Source organism: Haloarcula sp. KBTZ06 (assembly GCF_048595605.1).
Taxonomy (GTDB): domain Archaea; phylum Halobacteriota; class Halobacteria; order Halobacteriales; family Haloarculaceae; genus Haloarcula; species Haloarcula hispanica.
This window is the reverse complement of record NZ_CP184337.1, coordinates 2,078,532-2,095,676: the sequence shown is the minus strand read 5'-3', so window position 1 is coordinate 2,095,676 and position 17,145 is coordinate 2,078,532. Positions and strand designations below refer to the sequence as shown.

Sequence of the window (17,145 nt, the reverse complement as noted above, 5' to 3'; positions counted from 1 at the left end):
GCTGTCTGACACCGGAGGGAAACCGACTGGTCGCGCCGTTAGACGCCGCGGCCCTGCAACTGCTCTTCCTCGTCTAGGTCCGCGTTCGCCTGTCCCTTCATCCCCTTGCCGGGGTTCTTCGCGATCTCCTTGAGCTGTTCGGGGTCGTCGTAGTTGTTGACCGCCGCGACGATGGACTCGCCCATCGCCTGTGGGTTCTCCGCGCCGAAGATGCCCGAGCCGACGAAGATGCCGTCACAGCCGTGTTGCATCATCAGTGCGGCGTCGGCAGGCGTCGCGATACCGCCGGCCGCGAAGTTGACGACCGGAAGTCGGCCGCGGTCCGCCGTCTCGTGGACGAGTCGCCGGGGCGCGCCGTGTTCGCGGGCCCACTCGTCGCGCTCCTCGTGGGCCATCCCCTCAAGCATCCCGATGGAGCGCTGGATGTTGCGCTGGTGAGTCACGGCCTGGTTCACGTCGCCAGTCCCTGCCTCACCCTTCGTGCGGATCATCGCTGCACCCTCGTCGATGCGGCGCAGCGCCTCGGCGAGGTTCCGCGCCCCGCAGACGAACGGCGCGGTGAACTCCCGCTTGTCGATGTGGTAGCGGTCGTCGGCCTGTGTCAGCACTTCCGACTCGTCGACCATGTCCGCGCCAGCCGCTTCCAGAATCTGGGCCTCGGCGGTGTGGCCGATACGGGCCTTGCCCATCACCGGAATCGACACTTCCTCGATGATCTCTTCGAGCTTGCCGGGGTCCGCCATCCGGGCGACACCGCCCCGCTTGCGGATGTCGGCCGGCACCGACTCCAGGTGCATCACGGCGACTGCGCCAGCGTCTTCGGCGATTCGGGCTTGCTCGCGGTTGACGACGTCCATGATGACGCCGCCCTTCTGCATCTTCGCGAAGCCGCGCTTGACGAGGTCAGTCCCGCGACGGAGGTCCTCGAGGTCGGTCTCTTCAGTCATTACCCAGACTTAGGACTGGATTTACTTAACGCGTGTCCTTTCGAGGGACAGAACGGCGTTTGACCCACGCGCAGAGGCCCCGATATCGCGCCAGCGACCACAATATTCTCCAGGGGACGGGGCTGAGACCACTACCGTTTTCATCGCGTCTCCCCACTGCATCGACATGGCTACGGACGAGGGTGTCGGCGGGCGCATCGACGCGGCTGTCGCGCGGGTGTTCAGCCGCCGGCTCCCCGATGCCGAAGGGCTCCCGCGGTACGTCGCGCCGCTACCGGCGTGGTTAGAGAACGTCGGGCTTCGGCTCGCCTGGCCAATCGCCCTCGTCAATCTGGTCGGGACGCTCTTCGGCTTCTGGTACTACGCCGGCCGCCCGCTGAACACAGCGCCGCCGCTCGTGGAGGGCCAACTCGGCGCGGCTCCGCTGGCCGCCTACCCCCTGATTCCGGACTCGCCCGTCGCGACGATGTTCATCGGGCTCTCGCTTGTGGCCTGGCGGCTCGACTGGGATACGCAATGGCTCCACATGCTCGGCTTCTTCGGCTGTATCAAGCTCGGTCTGTGGACGCCGTACGTCCAACTCGTTCTCAACGGCCCCGGCGGGATTCCGCTGTGGCTCTACTGGTTCCTGATTCTGAGCCACCTGGCGATGGCCGCCGAGGCCTTCCTCATCCACCGCTACGCGAGCTTTTCCGTCGTGTCCGTCGCCGTTGCGGTGTTCTGGTACGGCTTCAACGACATCGTGGACTACTTCGTCCCGGTTCTCGACGGGCCACACCACACCTGGCTGCGGGCCGAGCCGCTGGCCGCAGCCGGCGGGTTCGACCACACGGTGCTGGCCCACGACCTCGCGGGCGGCTGGGCGGTCGTGCTGACGCTCATGGCGACGTTTCTCGCACTGGCGACGCGCGTAGAGAAAGTGAAGCGGCAGGCGTGACCGGCGCTGTCCTCCGCTAGTGGTGTCCTCGGGTCTCAGGTCGTGAACCCGTCCTCGGCCTCGCGCTCGTCGAGGACCCACTCTAGTTCCTCGATAGCGCGCAGGATGGCGACCTCGGCCTCGTCTTCTAGCTCGGTCGACGGCGGGTCGTGCCTGTCGTACTCGTCCTGCAGCGCCTCGATGCGGTCCCGGATCGTCTCCTCTGTTCGCATGGTTCCAATGACCGGACCCACAGGTCTTGATGCTACTGGTCGCGGCGATGGGTGCGACCGGATAGGAGTGCCGGATGTCGGAAAAACGCGGCGAGCTTACCGAACGACGACGACTGCGCTCTCGGTTTCGGTCATCTCGCCCTCGCCGGAGTAGGTCCGGGACTCCTCGACGGCGAACATCTCGTCGTCGAGTTCGACGCCGGCGACCCGCAGCGTGTCGCCGTCGATCTCGTAGTCGCCGCTCTCGATAGCGTCGTCAATCGAGCCGACCTCGCTGCCGAACTCGGGGCCAACGATGGAGTAGTCGAGGTCGATACCGCTGACCTCGGTCGTGATGTCCGGGGCCTCGTCGTAGGTCTCCAGTTGGGCGACGTGCATCGCCTCGGCGACGGCGTCCTCGAAGCCGGCGATGTGGCCGAACACCTCGACGTGGTCGAGGTCGGCGTTCAGCGGCAGGCCGTTCTCGGTCTTGTACCGCCGGAGCGCGGAGACGACTTCCATCGCCGTCTCGCCCGCTTCGAGGTCGGCGTCGTAGCCGCCTGCGGTCGGCCAGTCCGTCGTGTGAATCGAGTCTTCTTCCGAATAGCACCGCTCCCACAGCTCCTCTGTGATGTGCGGGAGGAACGGTGCGAACAGTTGCAGGAAGGTCCGGTGGGCCTGCAGTAGCGTGAACTCGGTCGAGGTGTCCCCACCATCAGACAACCGCTGCTTGGCGATTTCGAGGTAGTCGTCACAGAACGTGTTCCAGAAAAAGGAGCGGAGCTCGTTCCGGGCCTTCGAGAACTCGTAGTCCTCGAACTTCGTCGTGATCGACTCGACGGTTGCGTCCAGTTCGGCCAGCAACCACTCGTCGACCGCCGCCAGATCCCCGGGCTCGTCGGGCTGACTCGCGGGCGTGAGCTGGTCGACCAGCCGCGAGGCGTTCCAGAGCTTCTGGAGGAGGCGCTCGCCGGCCTCTAGGTCGCCTTCCTTGTACGGGAAGTCGTCGCCGATGGAAGTGCCAGCGGCCCAGTAGCGCGTGGCGTCGACCGGGAACTCCTCTAGGACTTCGCTCGGCGGGATGACGTTGCCCTTGGACTTGGACATCGCCTCGCGGTTCTCGTCTAGCACCATCCCGTTTATCATCACGTTCTCGAAGGGCACCTCGCCGGTGTGCTCGTAGCACTTGACGACGGTGTGGAACAGCCAGAACGAGATGATGTCGTGGCCCTGCGGGCGCAGGTCGAATGGGTACAGCTCGGGGTTGTCCCAGGTGAACTCCTCGCTCTCACTGTCCCAGTCCCAGCCAGCGTTCACGAGCGGGGTCAGCGACGACGTCGCCCATGTGTCGAACACGTCCTCCTCGGGCGTCAGCGAGTCGTGGCCGCAGTGGGGACAGGCCTCGACCGGCGGGTCGTCCGACAGCGGGTCGACCGGGAGCTGGTCGCGCTCGGCCATCACGGGCTCGCCGCAGTCGTCGCAGTACCACACCGGAATCGGGATACCCGAATCGCGCTGCCGGGAGATACACCAGTCCCATTCGAGCCCTTCGATCCAGTGCTCGTAGCGGGTCGCCATCTTCTCGGGGAACCACTCCATCTGGCGGCCGGCCTCGATGTACTCCTCTTTCTTGTCGAGCAGTTCGATGTACCACTGCTCGGTGACGAGGTACTCGACTTCCTCTTCACAGCGCTCGTGGACCTGCACGGTGTGGTCGTGGTCGCGGCTCTCGAGCAGCGAGCCCTCTTCGCCGAGGTCCTCGATGATGGCCTCGCGGGCCTCGGTGGTGTGCATCCCCTCGTACTCACCGGCGAGGTCGGTCATCGTCGCGGACTCGTCGATGGCGAGCCGCAGCGGCAGGTCGTGCGCCTGGTACCACTCGATATCGTTCTGGTCGCCGAACGTACAGCACATCACGATGCCGCTGCCGGTCTCCATGTCGACGCGCTCGTCGGCGATGATGGGCACCTCCTGCTCGAAGATGGGGACCCGCGCACTGCCGCCGACAAGGTGCTGGTTCTCGTCGTCGTCGGGGTGGACGAAGACGGCGACACACGCCGGCAACAGTTCCGGTCGTGTCGTCGAGATGGTGAAGGTTGCGCCCTCGTCGGCTGGTCCCTCGCCGGTCTCGACCAGATCGAAGGCGATGTCGTTGAACTTCGTGTGCTTGTCCTTGTCCTCCTGCTCGACCTGCGAAATAGCCGTCTCGCAGTCCGGACACCAGATGGTCGGCGCGCGCTGGCGGTACTCCCGTCCCTGCTCGTAGAGGTCGAGGAAGGAAAGCTGGGAGACGCGCTGCACGTCCGGCGCGATGGTCTTGTAGGTGTTGTCCCAGTCGATGGAGATCGCAAGCGACTGCACGTCCTCGGTGAAGTCGTCCTCGAACTCCGTACACACGTCGCGGCATTTCTCCTGGAACTCCCGTCGCGGATAATCCTGGTGCCGGATGTCGAGTTCGCGCTCGGTGAGCCGCTCCGAGGCGATGCCGTTGTCGTCGTAGCCGAAGGGGAAGTAGACGGTGTCGTCGCGCATCCGGTGGAAGCGGGCGACGAAGTCCTGTAGCGTGAACTGGTAGAGGTGGCCCATGTGGAGGTTCCCCGACACCGTCGGCGGCGGCGTATCGATAGTAAAGCGGGTGTCGGCGTCCTCGTCGTAGGCGTAGGTCTTGTCGGCGACCCACTGGTCCTGCCACTCCGGCTCTACCTCTCGGGGGTCGTACTCCCCGTCGAGGGCGTTTTCTGATTCGTCTGCGGTCGATTCGTCCTGCGGTGGGTCCTGTGTATCACTCATATTCAAACTGTGGGTGTAACACCCGGGTCGCATCGGACTGCGGCGTGGTTATCAGCGGTGCGTGCGTCGATAGGTGGGGGTGGTGTGGGGCGTGGGGGCCCCTACACCGACGGGCGCGAGAACCAGCGTTCGGGAGAGTCGACGCACCATCTGTACAATACTCGACCTACGGCAGGATTAATGACTTCGGTTTTCGCCAGCGTCCCGACGGGCTCATACCAGCGACCAGCTCACGGCAGGTCGGACTCGCGGTGCTTGCGGTCCTCGGCGGAGTGGGCCCGGACCCACAGTTGCCCGATGCGGGAGAGCGTCGTCCGGTAGGATTTCCCGTGTTCCTCCTGCTCGATGTACCCCTTTCCGCCGGGGCCGAGCCGGTCGACGTTGTAGATGACCTTCGAGCGGAAGGAGTCGGTGTACTCCTCACCCAGATCCCGGGCCAACTGCTGGGCCAGTTCGGAGACGGACTCGAACTCGCCGTGTTCGCCCAGCGTGAAGAGGATGACCTCCTCGAAGGGCTTGACGTTCGAGAAGGAAGCGACCGGCAGTTCGACGATGTGGGAGCCGTCGATCTCCTTCGCGCCGATGGTTGTCCCCCGCTCGTCGAACTCCGATAGCAGGTCCCGCGCGGTTTCGAGTCGGTCGTCAATTCGCTCGTCGACTTCTTCGCCCGTGCGCATGTCCTCTAGCATGTCGATCTGCTTGCGCAGTTCCTCGGCGAGTTCCGTCTCCAGATACTTCTCGGGGACCGTGTAGTAGGTGTGGATGCGGTCCCGGTCGCCCTCGCGCTCGACCATGATCGAGTGGGCTGCGGTCGCAAAGGCAAACGAGACAGTCCGAGGCATCGCGGAGACGTTGACCCACACCTCGCTGCCCGCGTCGAGTTCGGCGTTGATGAGCTCGAAGGCCTGCTCGAAGGCCTCGTCGTAGTCGTACACGTCGGCGACGACGAACCGCTCGGTTTCCGCTCCGAGCAGGTTCTGGTAGTCCTTCTCTAACTTCTCGGCGAGGTTTCGCGAGTACTCGACGTTGGCCTCGCTGCCGACCGCGCCCTCGAGCAGGATGACGCGGTCAACGTCGAGTTGCTCGCGCACGAGCGGCGCGATGAGCCGGTCGTAGTCGAACCCGACCGGGACGATGTGGGTCTGCATACGTGAAAGACTGGGACGGTGATTATAAAAAGAACCAGACTCGGGCTGCCGAGCGCGTATCGGGGCGGCGCGTTACTCGCAGCTTTCGTGCACGATAGCGCCGTCATCGTTCGGTCCGCGGCGCTCCCCGGGAACGATGGGGTCCTCGCAGACGGCGCAGGTCAGCTTACCACTGGCGTGGCCGTTCGAGGCCTCGGTATCGCCGGAGGAGGTGAAGTCCACGCTCACGTCCGTCGACTCGTCGGCTGCCGGCTCGTCGTCCGCATCCGGGGCAAACACGTCGTCGTTATCGGCCGACGTGTCGATGTCGAGCGTATCGTTGAAGCCACAGTAGCCCGTCGAGGCGTTGAATCCCAGGCCGAGCGCGCCGATCCCGGCGAGCAGGCCGCGCTTGCGCTTCCCGCTGCGAAGCCAGCGCAGGGAGACGATTGTCAGCACGACTGCCAGCACCGCTCGGATCAGGCGGTCGCGACCGCCGACGTTTTGATCGGAGTCCATACCGACACATTGGTCTGGACGCTTTTGTAGGTTTACATGTCTGCCGACGGCCGCCGTCCAGTGGTTGCCGTGCCGGAGGGCGGCACGCAGACCGACCGCGTCTCAGTCGCTTTCGATACCGGTGACGGCGTAGGCGGTACGGTTCTCGGTCGCGGCGGGGGCAGTCACCAGCGAGACGGCGACTGTCAACACGAGACCGACTAGGATGCCGACGATGCCGGGCGTCCAGCCCAGGTACGCTGTCGGCAGGGCGACGTCGAGGCCGGCCAGTCCCCCAATCGTCGCAAGCACCGGGAAGACGTGCAGGCCGTAGAACACCTGACTACCCACCACGCCAGCGTACATCCCGGTGCGCGTGGTTCCCTGCCAGTACAGCGCCAGCGCGACTGGGACAGTTAGCTGGGCGAAGCCGCTGAAGGCGGTGTCGCCGATCTGGACCAGCGTCCCCGGCGTGTAGAGACTCGCAACGAAGGACAGTGTGGCGAAGGCGACGACGCCGATGCGGGCGACGAGCGCTTCGCGGCGGTCGGTCGCCTCGTCGCTGGCATCGTCGCGGCCGGTCAGCGGCCGGTAGAGGTCACGGGTGAGGTACGACGACCCCGAAAGCAACATCGAGTCGCTTGAGGACATCATCGCGGCCATCGCGCCGGCGATGACCAGCGCGGTGAACCACGTCGGCGTGTACTCCCCCAGCAGCGCGGGGATGACGTTGCCGCCCTCCGGAACCGTGACGCCGAGGCCGGCCGCCCACGCCCCCAGCATGAACGCCGGGACGAACAGGAGCAGGACCAGCACTGGCCAGAGCGCGAACGTCCGCTTGAGCACCTTTTTCGAGCCGGCGGCGAAGAAGCGCTGATTGATCTGCGGGAACATCGTCACGCCGAAGGCGATGCTGACCGCGGTCGAGATGATGTACTGCGGCGTGTAGAGGCCGCCGCCAAGGCCGACGAAGGCCGGCTCTTCAGAGGCCAGCAGGGCCGTCGCCTCGCCCGCGCCGCCGACGGCCGACAGGACCCAGGCGACGGCGACCCAGATCAGCGAGAGCATGAACAGCCCTTGGAGCGTGTCCGTCCAGGCGACGCCGCGCATGCCCGAGAGCGCAACGTAGAGGATCATGAACAGCGTGATGCCGCCGGCTCCGACCCAGAACGGGACCGCGCCGTTCGTGAGGCCGACGATGGCCTGGCCGGCCCCCTTCTGCTGGAGCATCACGTACGGGAACAGCCAGACCAGGCTCACGGTGGCGACAAGGACCCGCAGCGCCGTTGACCCGAACCGGTCGCCCAGCATCTCGCCGAGCGTCACGTAGCCGTGGCGCTTGCCGACCAGCCACTGCTTGTACCCCAGCACGTACCAGAGAACAGCAAAAATAACGCCGTCCATCAGCCCCATCACGAGAATCCACTCGGGGCCGGCGCTGAACGCGAGGTTCGGGCCGCCGAAGAACGTAAACGCCGACAGCAGCGTCGCGAACGTCGTGAACAGCAGAACGACCGTGCCGAGCGTCCGGCTCGCGAGGTAGTAGTCCTCGGCGGTGCGCTCGGTGAGTCGATAAGCGACGGCCCCCACTGCGAGCGCGACCACCATGTACGCGCCGACGATACCCAACTGGAGCGCGGTATCGGCCACGTCAGTTCACCTCCTCGACGCCGAGGCCCCAGTCGGTGCGCGCGAAGACGGCGAAGACGACGCTCGCGAGCGCCATCCACCCGATGTGCCACCACAGCCACACCGGCAGCCCTGCGGCAATCGCGCTGGTGTCCCAGAGGAACCACGGCACTGCCAGCGCCATCAGCACGAACGCGACGACTGTCCACCCAGCGACCCTGACCGAACTCATATTACGACAAACTAGCCGCTAGCGATACTAATGGGTAACGAACCTTCACCCAGCCTCGTTGAAGAACAATCGTCTTCAATACGTCCGCGTCACAGAGATCGCTTTCAATACACGCGCGTCCCGGGTTCGACCTCCCGCTCGGGCGTCAGGTGGACGACACCGTCCTCGCTGTCGACGCCGGTGACCAGGCACTCGCTCTCGAAGCCGGCGATAGAGACTGTCCCGAGGTTGACGACAGCGACGACCTGCGAGCCGAGCAGGTCCTCCGGATCGTACACGTCGGTCAGTCCCGCGGCGGACTGGCGCGTCTCGTCGCCGAAATCCACGTCGAGTTTGTACACGTCCTTGCGGGCTTCGGGGAACGGTTCGACGTCGACGATTTCGCCGATACGCATCTCTACGTCTTCGAGGAACCGCGCGGGGTCGATCTCTGTTTCAGTGAATCCCATGCCCGCCGGTAGTATGTCCAGTTATTTCACGACAGCGTTCGCAGCAACGGTATGCAGACAGCGATCCAGCTCTGGACGCTCCGAAAGCTCCAGGAGCCGCTATCGGACGTACTCGACCGTATCGCGGCCGCCGGCTACGACGGCGTGGAGTTCGCCGGCATCGGCGACCCGGGCGCATCCCGACGCGCGCTCGACGAGGCGGGACTCGGTATCGCCGGCGTCCACGTCCAACTGGAGGACCTGCAGTCCGATTCTCGCACCGTTGAGAATCAGGCCCGGACGCTCGACGCGCCGTACGTCGTCCTCCCGTATCTCGATGACGACCATTTCGCGAGCGAGCGCGCCGTCGAGTCGACCGCGACGCTGCTCGGGATGCTCGACACGGAGTTCGACCGACCCCTGCTGTATCACAACCACGACCACGAGTTCGTCCCGCTCGGCGATGGCACCGCCTTCGACGCGCTCGTCGACCGGACGACGATCGACTTCGAGTTCGACGCCGGCTGGGCGCACGCGGCGGGTCAAGACCCTGCCGCCCTGATTCGGCGACTCGACGGGCGCGTTCCCGTCGTCCACCTCAAGGACATGACAGAGGACGGGGAGCCGACCGCTCTCGGCGAGGGGGTCGTCCCGCTCCAGGCCGTGGTGGATGCGGCCCGCGAGGCCGGGACTGAATGGCTCGTTTTCGAACACGACGACCCCGAGGACCCGGTCGACGCCATCCAGGCGGGTATCGGCGGTATGCGCCCGTTGCTGGAGTGAGTGGCTGACCCGTCTGGTGCACAGCGATCCATCGAGGCAGTGTCGGCTCGAAAGTCAACTGAGTGAGGTTTTCCTCCACCGACTCGCGTGCGCAAGGTTATTCCGCTGTACTTCCCAACATCAGTATAGTGACAGCAGTCCGTCGGAACAGCGTTCGACGGGCTGGAAAACAGGACAATCATGCAAGATACGGCGAAATATCTGATACATGCCGACATCACGGCGGCGGGAGTCGTCGAGCGGAGCGACGTCGTCGGCGCGGTGTTCGGCCAGACGGAAGGGCTACTCGGCGACGAACTGGACCTGCGGGACCTGCAGGACTCGAAGAAGGTCGGCCGCATCGACGTGGAGATACGCTCCGAAGGCGGACAGTCCTTCGGCGAGATCACCGTCGCGAGCGGTCTCGACAGAGTCGAGACAGCGATCCTCGCCGCAGCACTGGAGACCATCGAACAGGTGGGGCCGTGTCGCGCCGAAATCGAGGTCTCAGAGATAGAGGACGTACGCAGCGCCAAGCGGCGCGAAGTCGTCGAGCGCGCGACGGAACTCCTGAACGACTTCGAGGAGAAGTCGATCCAGACCGCGGACATCGTCGAGACGGTCAGACAGCAGGTCCGGGTCGCCGACGTGACCGACTACGAGGGACTCCCGGCCGGCCCGCGGGTGGCCGACTCCGACGCGATTGTCGTCGTCGAGGGTCGCTCGGACGTGATGCAACTGCTCAAATACGGCATCAAAAACGCCGTCGCAGTCGAGGGAACGGACGTCCCCGACGCCATTGCGGACCTGACGGCCGGCCGGACGGTGACCTCGTTCCTCGACGGTGACCGCGGCGGGGACCTCATTCTGAAGGAACTCGCGCAGGTCGGCGACGTTGACTATGTCGCTGTCACTCCCACCGGCAAGTCCGTCGAGGACCTCTCACGCAGCGAGGTGATGTCGGCGCTCCGGGACAAGGTTCCCTACGAGACGGTCGCAAGCGCCAAGAGCCTCGACAGCATCCGCGAGGAGATGTCCCATCCCGAGGAGTCGACGACCGCTGACGGCGGTGCCGTGGCGGCCGCGACGTCGGAGGACACCGCAGACAGCCAGCCCGCGCCCGCTCCGCAGGCCGGGTCGGCGCAGGCCGAAACGACCGAGGGGGCGACGAGTGTCGCGGACAACTCGAACGCAACCGCTGTGGCGGATGCCGCAGCCGACGAGGAGTCGACCGAAAGCGGCGACGGACCGACCATCCCCTCGCTTTCGGACCACATCGAAGCCGTTATTCAGACCCACAGCGGAACCGCCAGGCTGGTCGACGAGGATGCGACGCTGCTTGCGGAGGGTGACGCAGATGCCGTTGTTTCATTGCTTGAATCCACCGAGGACGTTCCCAAAACTGTCGTCATCGATGCCAACTGCTCGCAGAAGCTCCTCGACGTTGCCGCCCAGCGCGGCGTCGATGTCGTCGTCGCTGCCGGCCACGGCGAGTACGTCAAACAGCCGACGGCCGTACAGGTTCGCATCGAGGACTAGAGTTCGCGAACGAGCAACACACCGTCGCCGTCGTCGTAGTGGTCGGGTAGTTCGTCGGCCACGGAGAACCCGAACCCGTCGTAGAACGAGCGTGCCCGCTCGTCGTCAGCGCGCGCGGTGAGTCTCGCTGTTTCGAACCCACCAGTCCGGAGCCTGTCCAGAAGCCCGTGCATAAGTGTCGTCCCGAGGCCCTGCCCCTGTTTGCCGGGCGTGATGGCGAACTCCGCCAGGTACGCGACCGGGTGGTCCGGCACGACAAGCGCGTAGCCGAGCGGTTCGCCGATATCGAGGACCAGCACGAGCGGCGGGCCGTCGATTCCGACGCCGAGGAGCTCCGGCCACGGCTCGTCGAGCGCGTCCGTCTGGATGGCCCGAAGACGAACCTCGTCTTCGGAACGAGCCTCCCGGATCATAGGAGGCCGGCGGTCAGCACGACGCCAGCGCCGGTCAGCGCGGCCGCCAGGGTTGCGAGCATATTGACGCCCTGATTGCCGACGACCGAGCCCTCGACGGTCGCACCCAGCAGGCTGTCGACGGTCATGCCGACCAGTCCACACAGGAGGATGACGCCGCTGCCGACTGTACTGATGTCCTGCGTGAGCGCGGCGATGCCAGCGATGATGCCTGCCCCGATGGCCCCGGCGGCCACGCCCTGCCAGGTGACGCCGCCGTCAGTGCCCGGCTCGACTGGTTTGAGCGTCGTAATGAGTCGCGGGTTGTCGTAGAGCCCGCCGAACTCACTGGAGAACGTGTCGGTCATCGCGGCGGCGACGGCCCCGGCGAAGGCATAGAAGAACAGCAGCGGGTCGACGGCGATGTGGCTCGGACTCGCCGCCGCGGCGACGACGGCGAACAGCGCGACGATGGAGTTCGCGAGCACGTTCCCGCTCCCGCGTGCGCCCTCGTTCTCCTCGGCGATGCCGCGGTCCAGTTTCTCCTCGTAGCGGAACTTCGTCGAGAGGCCACCGAGCGCGAAAAAGGAAATCAGCATGGCGAACCAGCCGAAACCGCCGAGAACGATGGTCAAAAACGAGAGGAGAACGCCGGTGAGCATCCCCGGGAGGGACGCCGTGTCGAGCGCGTAGGAGAGATAGCCGAGCAGTACTGTCACGGCGAGCGCGATGACGACGCGCTGTGCAGTCACCGACGGGTCGAGTTCGAAAAACAGCCACAGCAGCAGTCCCACCGTGAGCATCACCAGCGGGTCGTCCCGTTCGAACAGGACCGAGCGAAGCAGGGCAGCGACGAACGCGCCGCTGGCGGCGAGAAACAGCACGAGTGGAATGTCGACGGCGGCCGCTCCCTCGCCGACGGCGGCCTGAATCCGCGTTCCCGCCACCTGTCCCGCGACGCCGGCGACGAAGCCGACGAGCACGAAGCCTGCGGTTGCGACCACCTCGTCGGAGCGGACGGTGTAGGCGAGTCGCTGGCCGAGGTTCCCGTAGGCGACGATGACGACGACGCCGACGAACACCGGCACCGGTAGACTGAATCGGACGGCAAGCAGCGCGAGCCCGGCGGCGGCAAGCGAGAAGGCCGCCAGGCCGTACAGTTTCCCGTCCTCGTAGTCGCCGGGACGGGCGAACAGGTCGAACAGCCGCGAGTCCTGCCCGATGACCGTCACGCCGAGCGCGGCGACGAGGACGAAGGGTGCGATAGCGGCGACAGTCGCGAGTTCGAGCGAGCGAAAGCCCGTTGCGGCCGGGACGGCGACCGCGAGGGTCCCCACGGCGGCGAACGCGCCTGCCCGACGGACTGTGCCAGTCACGTCCCACCGGTATCCCCGAGAGGCACTTACCCTTTCCGAACTGCGGAGGCGACGGTACCGTGAGATTTACTGGGGCTGTCAGCATACCGGCGGGCGTGGGACTATACGACCGATATCTCGCGATGCGCGTTCGGCGCAGCGACGCCGACCTGCCCGAGACGGTCGCGCTGGTGATCACCGAGCGGGACCTCCTGGGAGACGGTGCATACCGGACCTTAGAGCGATTCTTCGACTGGGCCGTTCAGTACGGCACCGATACCGTCGTCGTCTACGTGAGCGTCCTCGACGAGGAAGCGATTCCGACGCTCCAGCGCGAACTCGAAAGCGTCACCGCGCCACGGGAGATAGCGGTCAGAGTACCGGACGACGAGACGACGGCCGACGCCCCGATCCAGATTTCCATCGGCCTCGGCGGACAGTCGGAGTTCGCGACGGCCGTCCAGAAGCTCGCGGAAGACGTCGATGCAGGCTCACTCGACCCGAACGATATCGACGAGGCTGCGGTCGAGGAGCATCTCGTCTTCCCGACCGACCCGGATCTGGTGATCAAGACCGGGGCCGAGCGGCTCTCCGATTTCATGATCTGGCAGTCCGTGTATTCGGAGCTGTATTTCACTGACGTGAACTGGCAGAACTTCCGGCTTCGGGATTACTTGCGGGCGTTGCGGGATTACCAGGAGCGCCAGCGGCGGTTCGGTCGGTAAGAGGTCAGTCTGCGATTTCGTACTCGTCCTCAAGTTGCTCGCGCTCGGCGCTCGGGAGCGCGTCCCGGAACCGTCCGAGCATCCGTTTGGCCGTCGGGAGTTCCGACTGCTCGATGGCACGAACCAGTGCCAGCGAGCGCTCGGCACGGGTCGTCCGCCAGGACTGCTCTCGGTTCTGGTACGTCCGAATCGCTCGCAGGAAGTCGACCTTCCGGAATTCGGGCCAGTAGGGCGTACAGAAGAACGTGGCAGCCTCGTTGCCGTTGGCGTGCCACGGCAGGAAGTTCGAGGTGCGTTCGTCACCGCCGGTTCGAACGATGAGATCAACGTCGCGGGTCGGCCCCTCGTAGAGCCGCGCTTCGATAGTCTCCGCGGAGACGTCCGTCGGGTCGAGGGTTCCGTCTTCGACGGCAGTGGCGACGTTGCGGGCCGCGCCGAGCAGTTCGGCCCGGCCGCCGTAGGCCAGCGCGATGTTGAGGTTGAGCTGGTCGTACTGGGCGGTTCGCCCTTCAGCGTAGTCGACAGCGTCTCGGACCCGGTCGGGTAGCATCTCTGTCTCGCCGATGGCGCGGATACACACGCCGGCCTCGTGGACCCGGTCGGCGTCGGCAAATGTTCGGAGCTTCTGTTCGACGAGGTCGAAGATGTGTTCGCGTTCCTCGGGGTCGCGGTCGAAGTTTTCCGTCGAGAACGTGTACAGCGTCACCTCACGAACGCCGAGTTCGTCACACCAGTTCAGCAGCGCCTCCGTTGTTTGGGCTCCTTCTCTGTGGCCTTCCTGTTTTTTGGCGCCCTGCTTTTCCGCGTATCTTCGGTTCCCGTCCATAATGACTGCGACGTGGTCGGGCGTCCCTGACAGTTCCCACTGGAGCAATCGCTCGTAGGCCGCATATCCCAGTCGCTTCCCCCTCGATAGCATCGTTGTGTACATTTCAACCACTCAATAAGGGCTTTGTGGAAGGGACTGGGTACAGTTATTTCCCACCTAATCTATCGAAATATATGCGCATAGTTTTAATATACCCCGGCTTAACGTTCAAATTGCAATGGCGACCGGTACGGTAGACTTCTTCAACGACACAGGCGGTTACGGGTTCATCGATACCGAAGACTCCGACGAGGACGTCTTCTTCCACATGGAGGACATCGACGGTCCTGACCTCGAGGAGGGGCAAGAAGTGGAATTCGAGATTGAGCAGGCCGACAAAGGCCCGCGCGCGAAAAACCTCACGCGGCTGTAACCATGGCGACAGGCACTGTCGACTTCTTCAACGATACGGGTGGCTACGGTTTCATCGAAACCGACGATGCCGACGAAGACGTGTTCTTCCACATGGAAGACGTCGGCGGCCCGGACTTAGAAGAAGGGCAAGAAGTCGAATTCGACATCGAACAGGCAGACAAAGGCCCGCGAGCGAAGAACCTCACGCGACTGTAAGCGAGACCGGCTCGCTTTTCAACGGGTTCGCGACTGACCGAGCGGTGCGACTCGGCAGCGCGTGGGTTCCCACCGCTGTCGCTGTGCCGCCCCTCGAACCGAATATCTTCGGGTAGAGCCGACCAGCGTTTGGAATCCGAAGTGTCTTAGGGACAGCAACACCGACCGCATGGTATGAGCGAGGCCGACGCACTTGACGACGACCTTTACCGCCGGACTAAACAACTGCTTGAGCCCGGCGAGATTCAGCTCAACGGCGCTGTCGTCCACACGGAGTACGACGGCAGCGACGAGATCGAGATGATGCAGGCCACCATCGAGGTCGGCGAACTCATCGCCGAAGGCGCGAGCCTGGACCCGAAGGATACGTACGTTTACTCCGGCAGCGACGACCCCGAGTTCGCGTCGAACCAGCACCAGGGCCTCACGCTGGACGGCGAGGAGTTCGTCTGGGAGTGCCAGCAACTCCTGCGCAACGGCTCCTTCGATCTGGTGTTCTACTACGAGGCCAGCGCCGACCACGACGGCATTCTCGAAGCTATCGAGGACGCCGGCTACGCGGTAACCGGTGTCGAAGGCGAGTAACCGCGTCGTACTGTCGGACGGAAGCCTTTCAAGAATGTCGCCACTCCCAGGGTTGCGAATAGCTGTACGAAGTTACGTCCAACAGTATCAGTCGCCGGCCGCCAGCCGTTCCTGGCAGTTGTGACAGTAGGTGTAGTCCGGGCCGTTCGCTGCGCCACAGATACGACAGGTCGTGGCCTCGACGGCGGCCTGTTCGAAGTAGGCGTTGAGCTGGCCGGTGTCGCGACCGTTACGTCGACCACTGAACTGCTCGACCAGCGTATCGTGTGCGGCGTAGTCCATGAGCCGGAACATCAGCACGAACCACAGCGGTACCCCTATCAGGACAAACAGGTAGACCAGCAGCCGGACCGCCAGCTCGGCTGTCGAGATTGCCACGCGCGGGTTAGGGGCGCAAGGGGGTAAAACGCTCCGGCGACCCGGACATGGTACCGGCTGTCCCGGACTGTTTTTATTCGCAGGCCCCCCAGCTTTCGGCATGAGCGAAGACCTCGGGACGGTAGACCGGGCGGTGTTGAACGCCTTCCAGGGCGGCTTCCCGGTCGTCGAACGGCCGTTCGAACCGGCCGCGGCGGCCCTCGCCGACCACGGCGTCGACATCGACGCGGACGAGCTGTTAGCGCGTGTACAGGACCTCGACGACGCGGGCGTTCTCACGCGGTTCGGGGCACTCATCAACGCCGAAGCTATCGGCGGTACCGCCACCCTTGTCGCAACTCACGCCCCCGAGGACAGCTACGACGAACACGCCGAGATGATAAACGCGTACCCGGAGGTCGCGCACAACTACGAACGCGAACATCCGCATCTGAACATGTGGTTCGTCCTCTCGGTGGCAGAGGAAGGCCGGGTTGAGGAGGTCCTGGCAGAAATCGAGGCCGAAACCGGCGAGGAGACGTACAACCTCCCGAAACAGCAGGAGTTCCACGTCGGCGCGAAGTTCCCCGTCGAGGGGCCACAGACGCAAGATATCGACTGTTCGGACCTGGGGCCGGACGTGACGCCGACCGACAGCCAGTCCCTGACCGCCGACGAACTGGACCTCGTGCTGGAAATCCAGGACGGCCTGCCGATTACCGCCACGCCCTACGCCGACGTGGCCGACGAAATCGACGCCGACGTCGACTGGGTGCTGGAGACGATACAGCGGTTCAACATGGAAGGGAAGGTCCGCCGCGTCGGCGTCATCCCGAACCACTACGCGCTGGGCTACAGCGAGAACGGGATGACCGTCTGGGACGTGCCCGACGAGGTCATCGACGAGGTGGGGCCGGCCATCGCCGAGTTCGACTTCGTGACCCACTGCTACGAGCGGCCGCGCCACGACGGCGTCTGGCCGTACAACTTCTTCGCGATGACCCACGGGCGAAGCGAAGCGGAGAGCCAGGAGCGCATCCAGCAGGTCCGCGACCGGATGGCCGACCACTGGGACGTGTCCGAGGACGACTGGGACACGCTGTTCTCGACGCGCATCCTGAAGAAGACGGGAATCAGGCTGGACGAACGAGCGCGGCAGAACACAGAGACGGCGTGACCGTGTCCGCTTGGTGTAGCAGCGCCAGATCAGGAG

General features: G+C 64.9%; 20 protein-coding genes. 8 read left to right on the top strand and 12 right to left on the bottom strand.

From position 1 onward, the window contains the following. Positions 1-38: 38 nt before the first annotated feature. A complete protein-coding gene (pdxS, locus tag ACNO8S_RS10975; protein WP_050036890.1) occupies positions 39-947 on the bottom strand; it encodes a pyridoxal 5'-phosphate synthase lyase subunit PdxS in 909 nt (302 codons plus the stop codon). Between the two features lie 166 nt (positions 948-1,113). Here pdxS and ACNO8S_RS10970 point away from each other — a divergent pair, with 166 nt between their 5' ends. Continuing rightward, the gene (locus tag ACNO8S_RS10970; RefSeq protein WP_146417049.1) at positions 1,114-1,884 is read left to right on the top strand and encodes a DUF1405 domain-containing protein; all 771 of its coding nucleotides are present in this window, start codon (positions 1,114-1,116) and stop codon (positions 1,882-1,884) included. A 35-nt stretch (positions 1,885-1,919) separates the two neighbouring features. Here ACNO8S_RS10970 and ACNO8S_RS10965 read toward each other — a convergent pair whose 3' ends face one another. From ACNO8S_RS10965 to ACNO8S_RS10935, 7 genes are all read right to left on the bottom strand, one after another. Further along, positions 1,920-2,096, bottom strand: coding sequence for a hypothetical protein (locus tag ACNO8S_RS10965; RefSeq protein WP_008312626.1), 177 nt, complete (start codon positions 2,094-2,096; stop codon positions 1,920-1,922). Positions 2,097-2,192: 96 nt separating this feature from the next. Next, on the bottom strand, positions 2,193-4,865 hold the full coding sequence (locus ACNO8S_RS10960) for a valine--tRNA ligase (protein WP_420181898.1): 2,673 nt from the start codon (positions 4,863-4,865) through the stop codon (positions 2,193-2,195). A 230-nt stretch (positions 4,866-5,095) separates the two neighbouring features. After that, on the bottom strand, positions 5,096-6,013 hold the full coding sequence (locus tag ACNO8S_RS10955; RefSeq protein ID WP_014040964.1) for a DUF6293 family protein: 918 nt from the start codon (positions 6,011-6,013) through the stop codon (positions 5,096-5,098). A gap of 72 nt (positions 6,014-6,085) precedes the next feature. Further along, complete coding sequence (locus tag ACNO8S_RS10950) at positions 6,086-6,511, bottom strand: YgaP family membrane protein (RefSeq protein WP_420181897.1); 426 nt, start codon at positions 6,509-6,511, stop codon at positions 6,086-6,088. A gap of 102 nt (positions 6,512-6,613) precedes the next feature. Then, the gene (locus ACNO8S_RS10945) at positions 6,614-8,140 is read right to left on the bottom strand and encodes a sodium:solute symporter family protein (protein WP_336329097.1); all 1,527 of its coding nucleotides are present in this window, start codon (positions 8,138-8,140) and stop codon (positions 6,614-6,616) included. A 1-nt stretch (position 8,141) separates the two neighbouring features. Next, the gene (locus ACNO8S_RS10940) at positions 8,142-8,351 is read right to left on the bottom strand and encodes a DUF3311 domain-containing protein (RefSeq protein WP_008312634.1); all 210 of its coding nucleotides are present in this window, start codon (positions 8,349-8,351) and stop codon (positions 8,142-8,144) included. 104 nt (positions 8,352-8,455) lie between these two features. Further along, the gene (locus ACNO8S_RS10935) at positions 8,456-8,800 is read right to left on the bottom strand and encodes a tRNA-binding protein (protein WP_008312635.1); all 345 of its coding nucleotides are present in this window, start codon (positions 8,798-8,800) and stop codon (positions 8,456-8,458) included. 51 nt (positions 8,801-8,851) lie between these two features. On the opposite strand from ACNO8S_RS10935, the gene ACNO8S_RS10930 reads away from it, so the two are divergent. Then, positions 8,852-9,562: a sugar phosphate isomerase/epimerase family protein gene (locus ACNO8S_RS10930; RefSeq protein ID WP_420181896.1), complete on the top strand. Its 711-nt coding sequence runs from the start codon at positions 8,852-8,854 to the stop codon at positions 9,560-9,562. A gap of 180 nt (positions 9,563-9,742) precedes the next feature. Then, on the top strand, positions 9,743-11,080 hold the full coding sequence (dnaG, locus tag ACNO8S_RS10925) for a DNA primase DnaG (protein ID WP_064288907.1): 1,338 nt from the start codon (positions 9,743-9,745) through the stop codon (positions 11,078-11,080). Here dnaG and ACNO8S_RS10920 read toward each other — a convergent pair. Continuing rightward, entirely contained in the window at positions 11,077-11,493 is a 417-nt protein-coding gene (locus ACNO8S_RS10920) for a GNAT family N-acetyltransferase (protein WP_050036884.1), read from the bottom strand. The genes dnaG and ACNO8S_RS10920 overlap by 4 nt on opposite strands. Further along, positions 11,490-12,848 (bottom strand): DUF92 domain-containing protein, encoded by a 1,359-nt coding sequence (locus ACNO8S_RS10915; protein ID WP_014040958.1) that lies wholly within the window; start codon positions 12,846-12,848, stop codon positions 11,490-11,492. Before ACNO8S_RS10915 ends, ACNO8S_RS10920 begins: the two co-directional genes overlap by 4 nt. Positions 12,849-12,943: 95 nt before the next feature. Here ACNO8S_RS10915 and ACNO8S_RS10910 point away from each other — a divergent pair, with 95 nt between their 5' ends. Continuing rightward, the gene (locus ACNO8S_RS10910; protein WP_023843370.1) at positions 12,944-13,552 is read left to right on the top strand and encodes an undecaprenyl diphosphate synthase family protein; all 609 of its coding nucleotides are present in this window, start codon (positions 12,944-12,946) and stop codon (positions 13,550-13,552) included. A 4-nt stretch (positions 13,553-13,556) separates the two neighbouring features. Here the strand turns inward: ACNO8S_RS10910 and uppS are convergent, their stop codons facing one another. After that, on the bottom strand, positions 13,557-14,483 hold the full coding sequence (gene uppS, locus ACNO8S_RS10905; protein WP_079980806.1) for a polyprenyl diphosphate synthase: 927 nt from the start codon (positions 14,481-14,483) through the stop codon (positions 13,557-13,559). Between the two features lie 115 nt (positions 14,484-14,598). Between uppS and ACNO8S_RS10900 the strand changes: the two genes are divergently transcribed. The 3 genes from ACNO8S_RS10900 (at position 14,599) to ACNO8S_RS10890 (ending at position 15,575) form a co-directional block, all read left to right on the top strand. Further along, entirely contained in the window at positions 14,599-14,793 is a 195-nt protein-coding gene (locus ACNO8S_RS10900; RefSeq protein WP_004517065.1) for a cold-shock protein, read from the top strand. Positions 14,794-14,795: 2 nt separating this feature from the next. After that, entirely contained in the window at positions 14,796-14,990 is a 195-nt protein-coding gene (locus ACNO8S_RS10895; RefSeq protein ID WP_004591449.1) for a cold-shock protein, read from the top strand. Between the two features lie 174 nt (positions 14,991-15,164). Beyond that, positions 15,165-15,575: a DUF5778 family protein gene (locus ACNO8S_RS10890; RefSeq protein ID WP_014040955.1), complete on the top strand. Its 411-nt coding sequence runs from the start codon at positions 15,165-15,167 to the stop codon at positions 15,573-15,575. A gap of 87 nt (positions 15,576-15,662) precedes the next feature. On the opposite strand, the gene ACNO8S_RS10885 is transcribed toward ACNO8S_RS10890, so the two are convergent. Next, on the bottom strand, positions 15,663-15,953 hold the full coding sequence (locus tag ACNO8S_RS10885) for a DUF7577 domain-containing protein (protein WP_014040954.1): 291 nt from the start codon (positions 15,951-15,953) through the stop codon (positions 15,663-15,665). Positions 15,954-16,053: 100 nt separating this feature from the next. On the opposite strand from ACNO8S_RS10885, the gene ACNO8S_RS10880 reads away from it, so the two are divergent. After that, positions 16,054-17,109 (top strand): Lrp/AsnC family transcriptional regulator, encoded by a 1,056-nt coding sequence (locus ACNO8S_RS10880; protein ID WP_014040953.1) that lies wholly within the window; start codon positions 16,054-16,056, stop codon positions 17,107-17,109. Positions 17,110-17,145 lie beyond the last annotated feature (36 nt).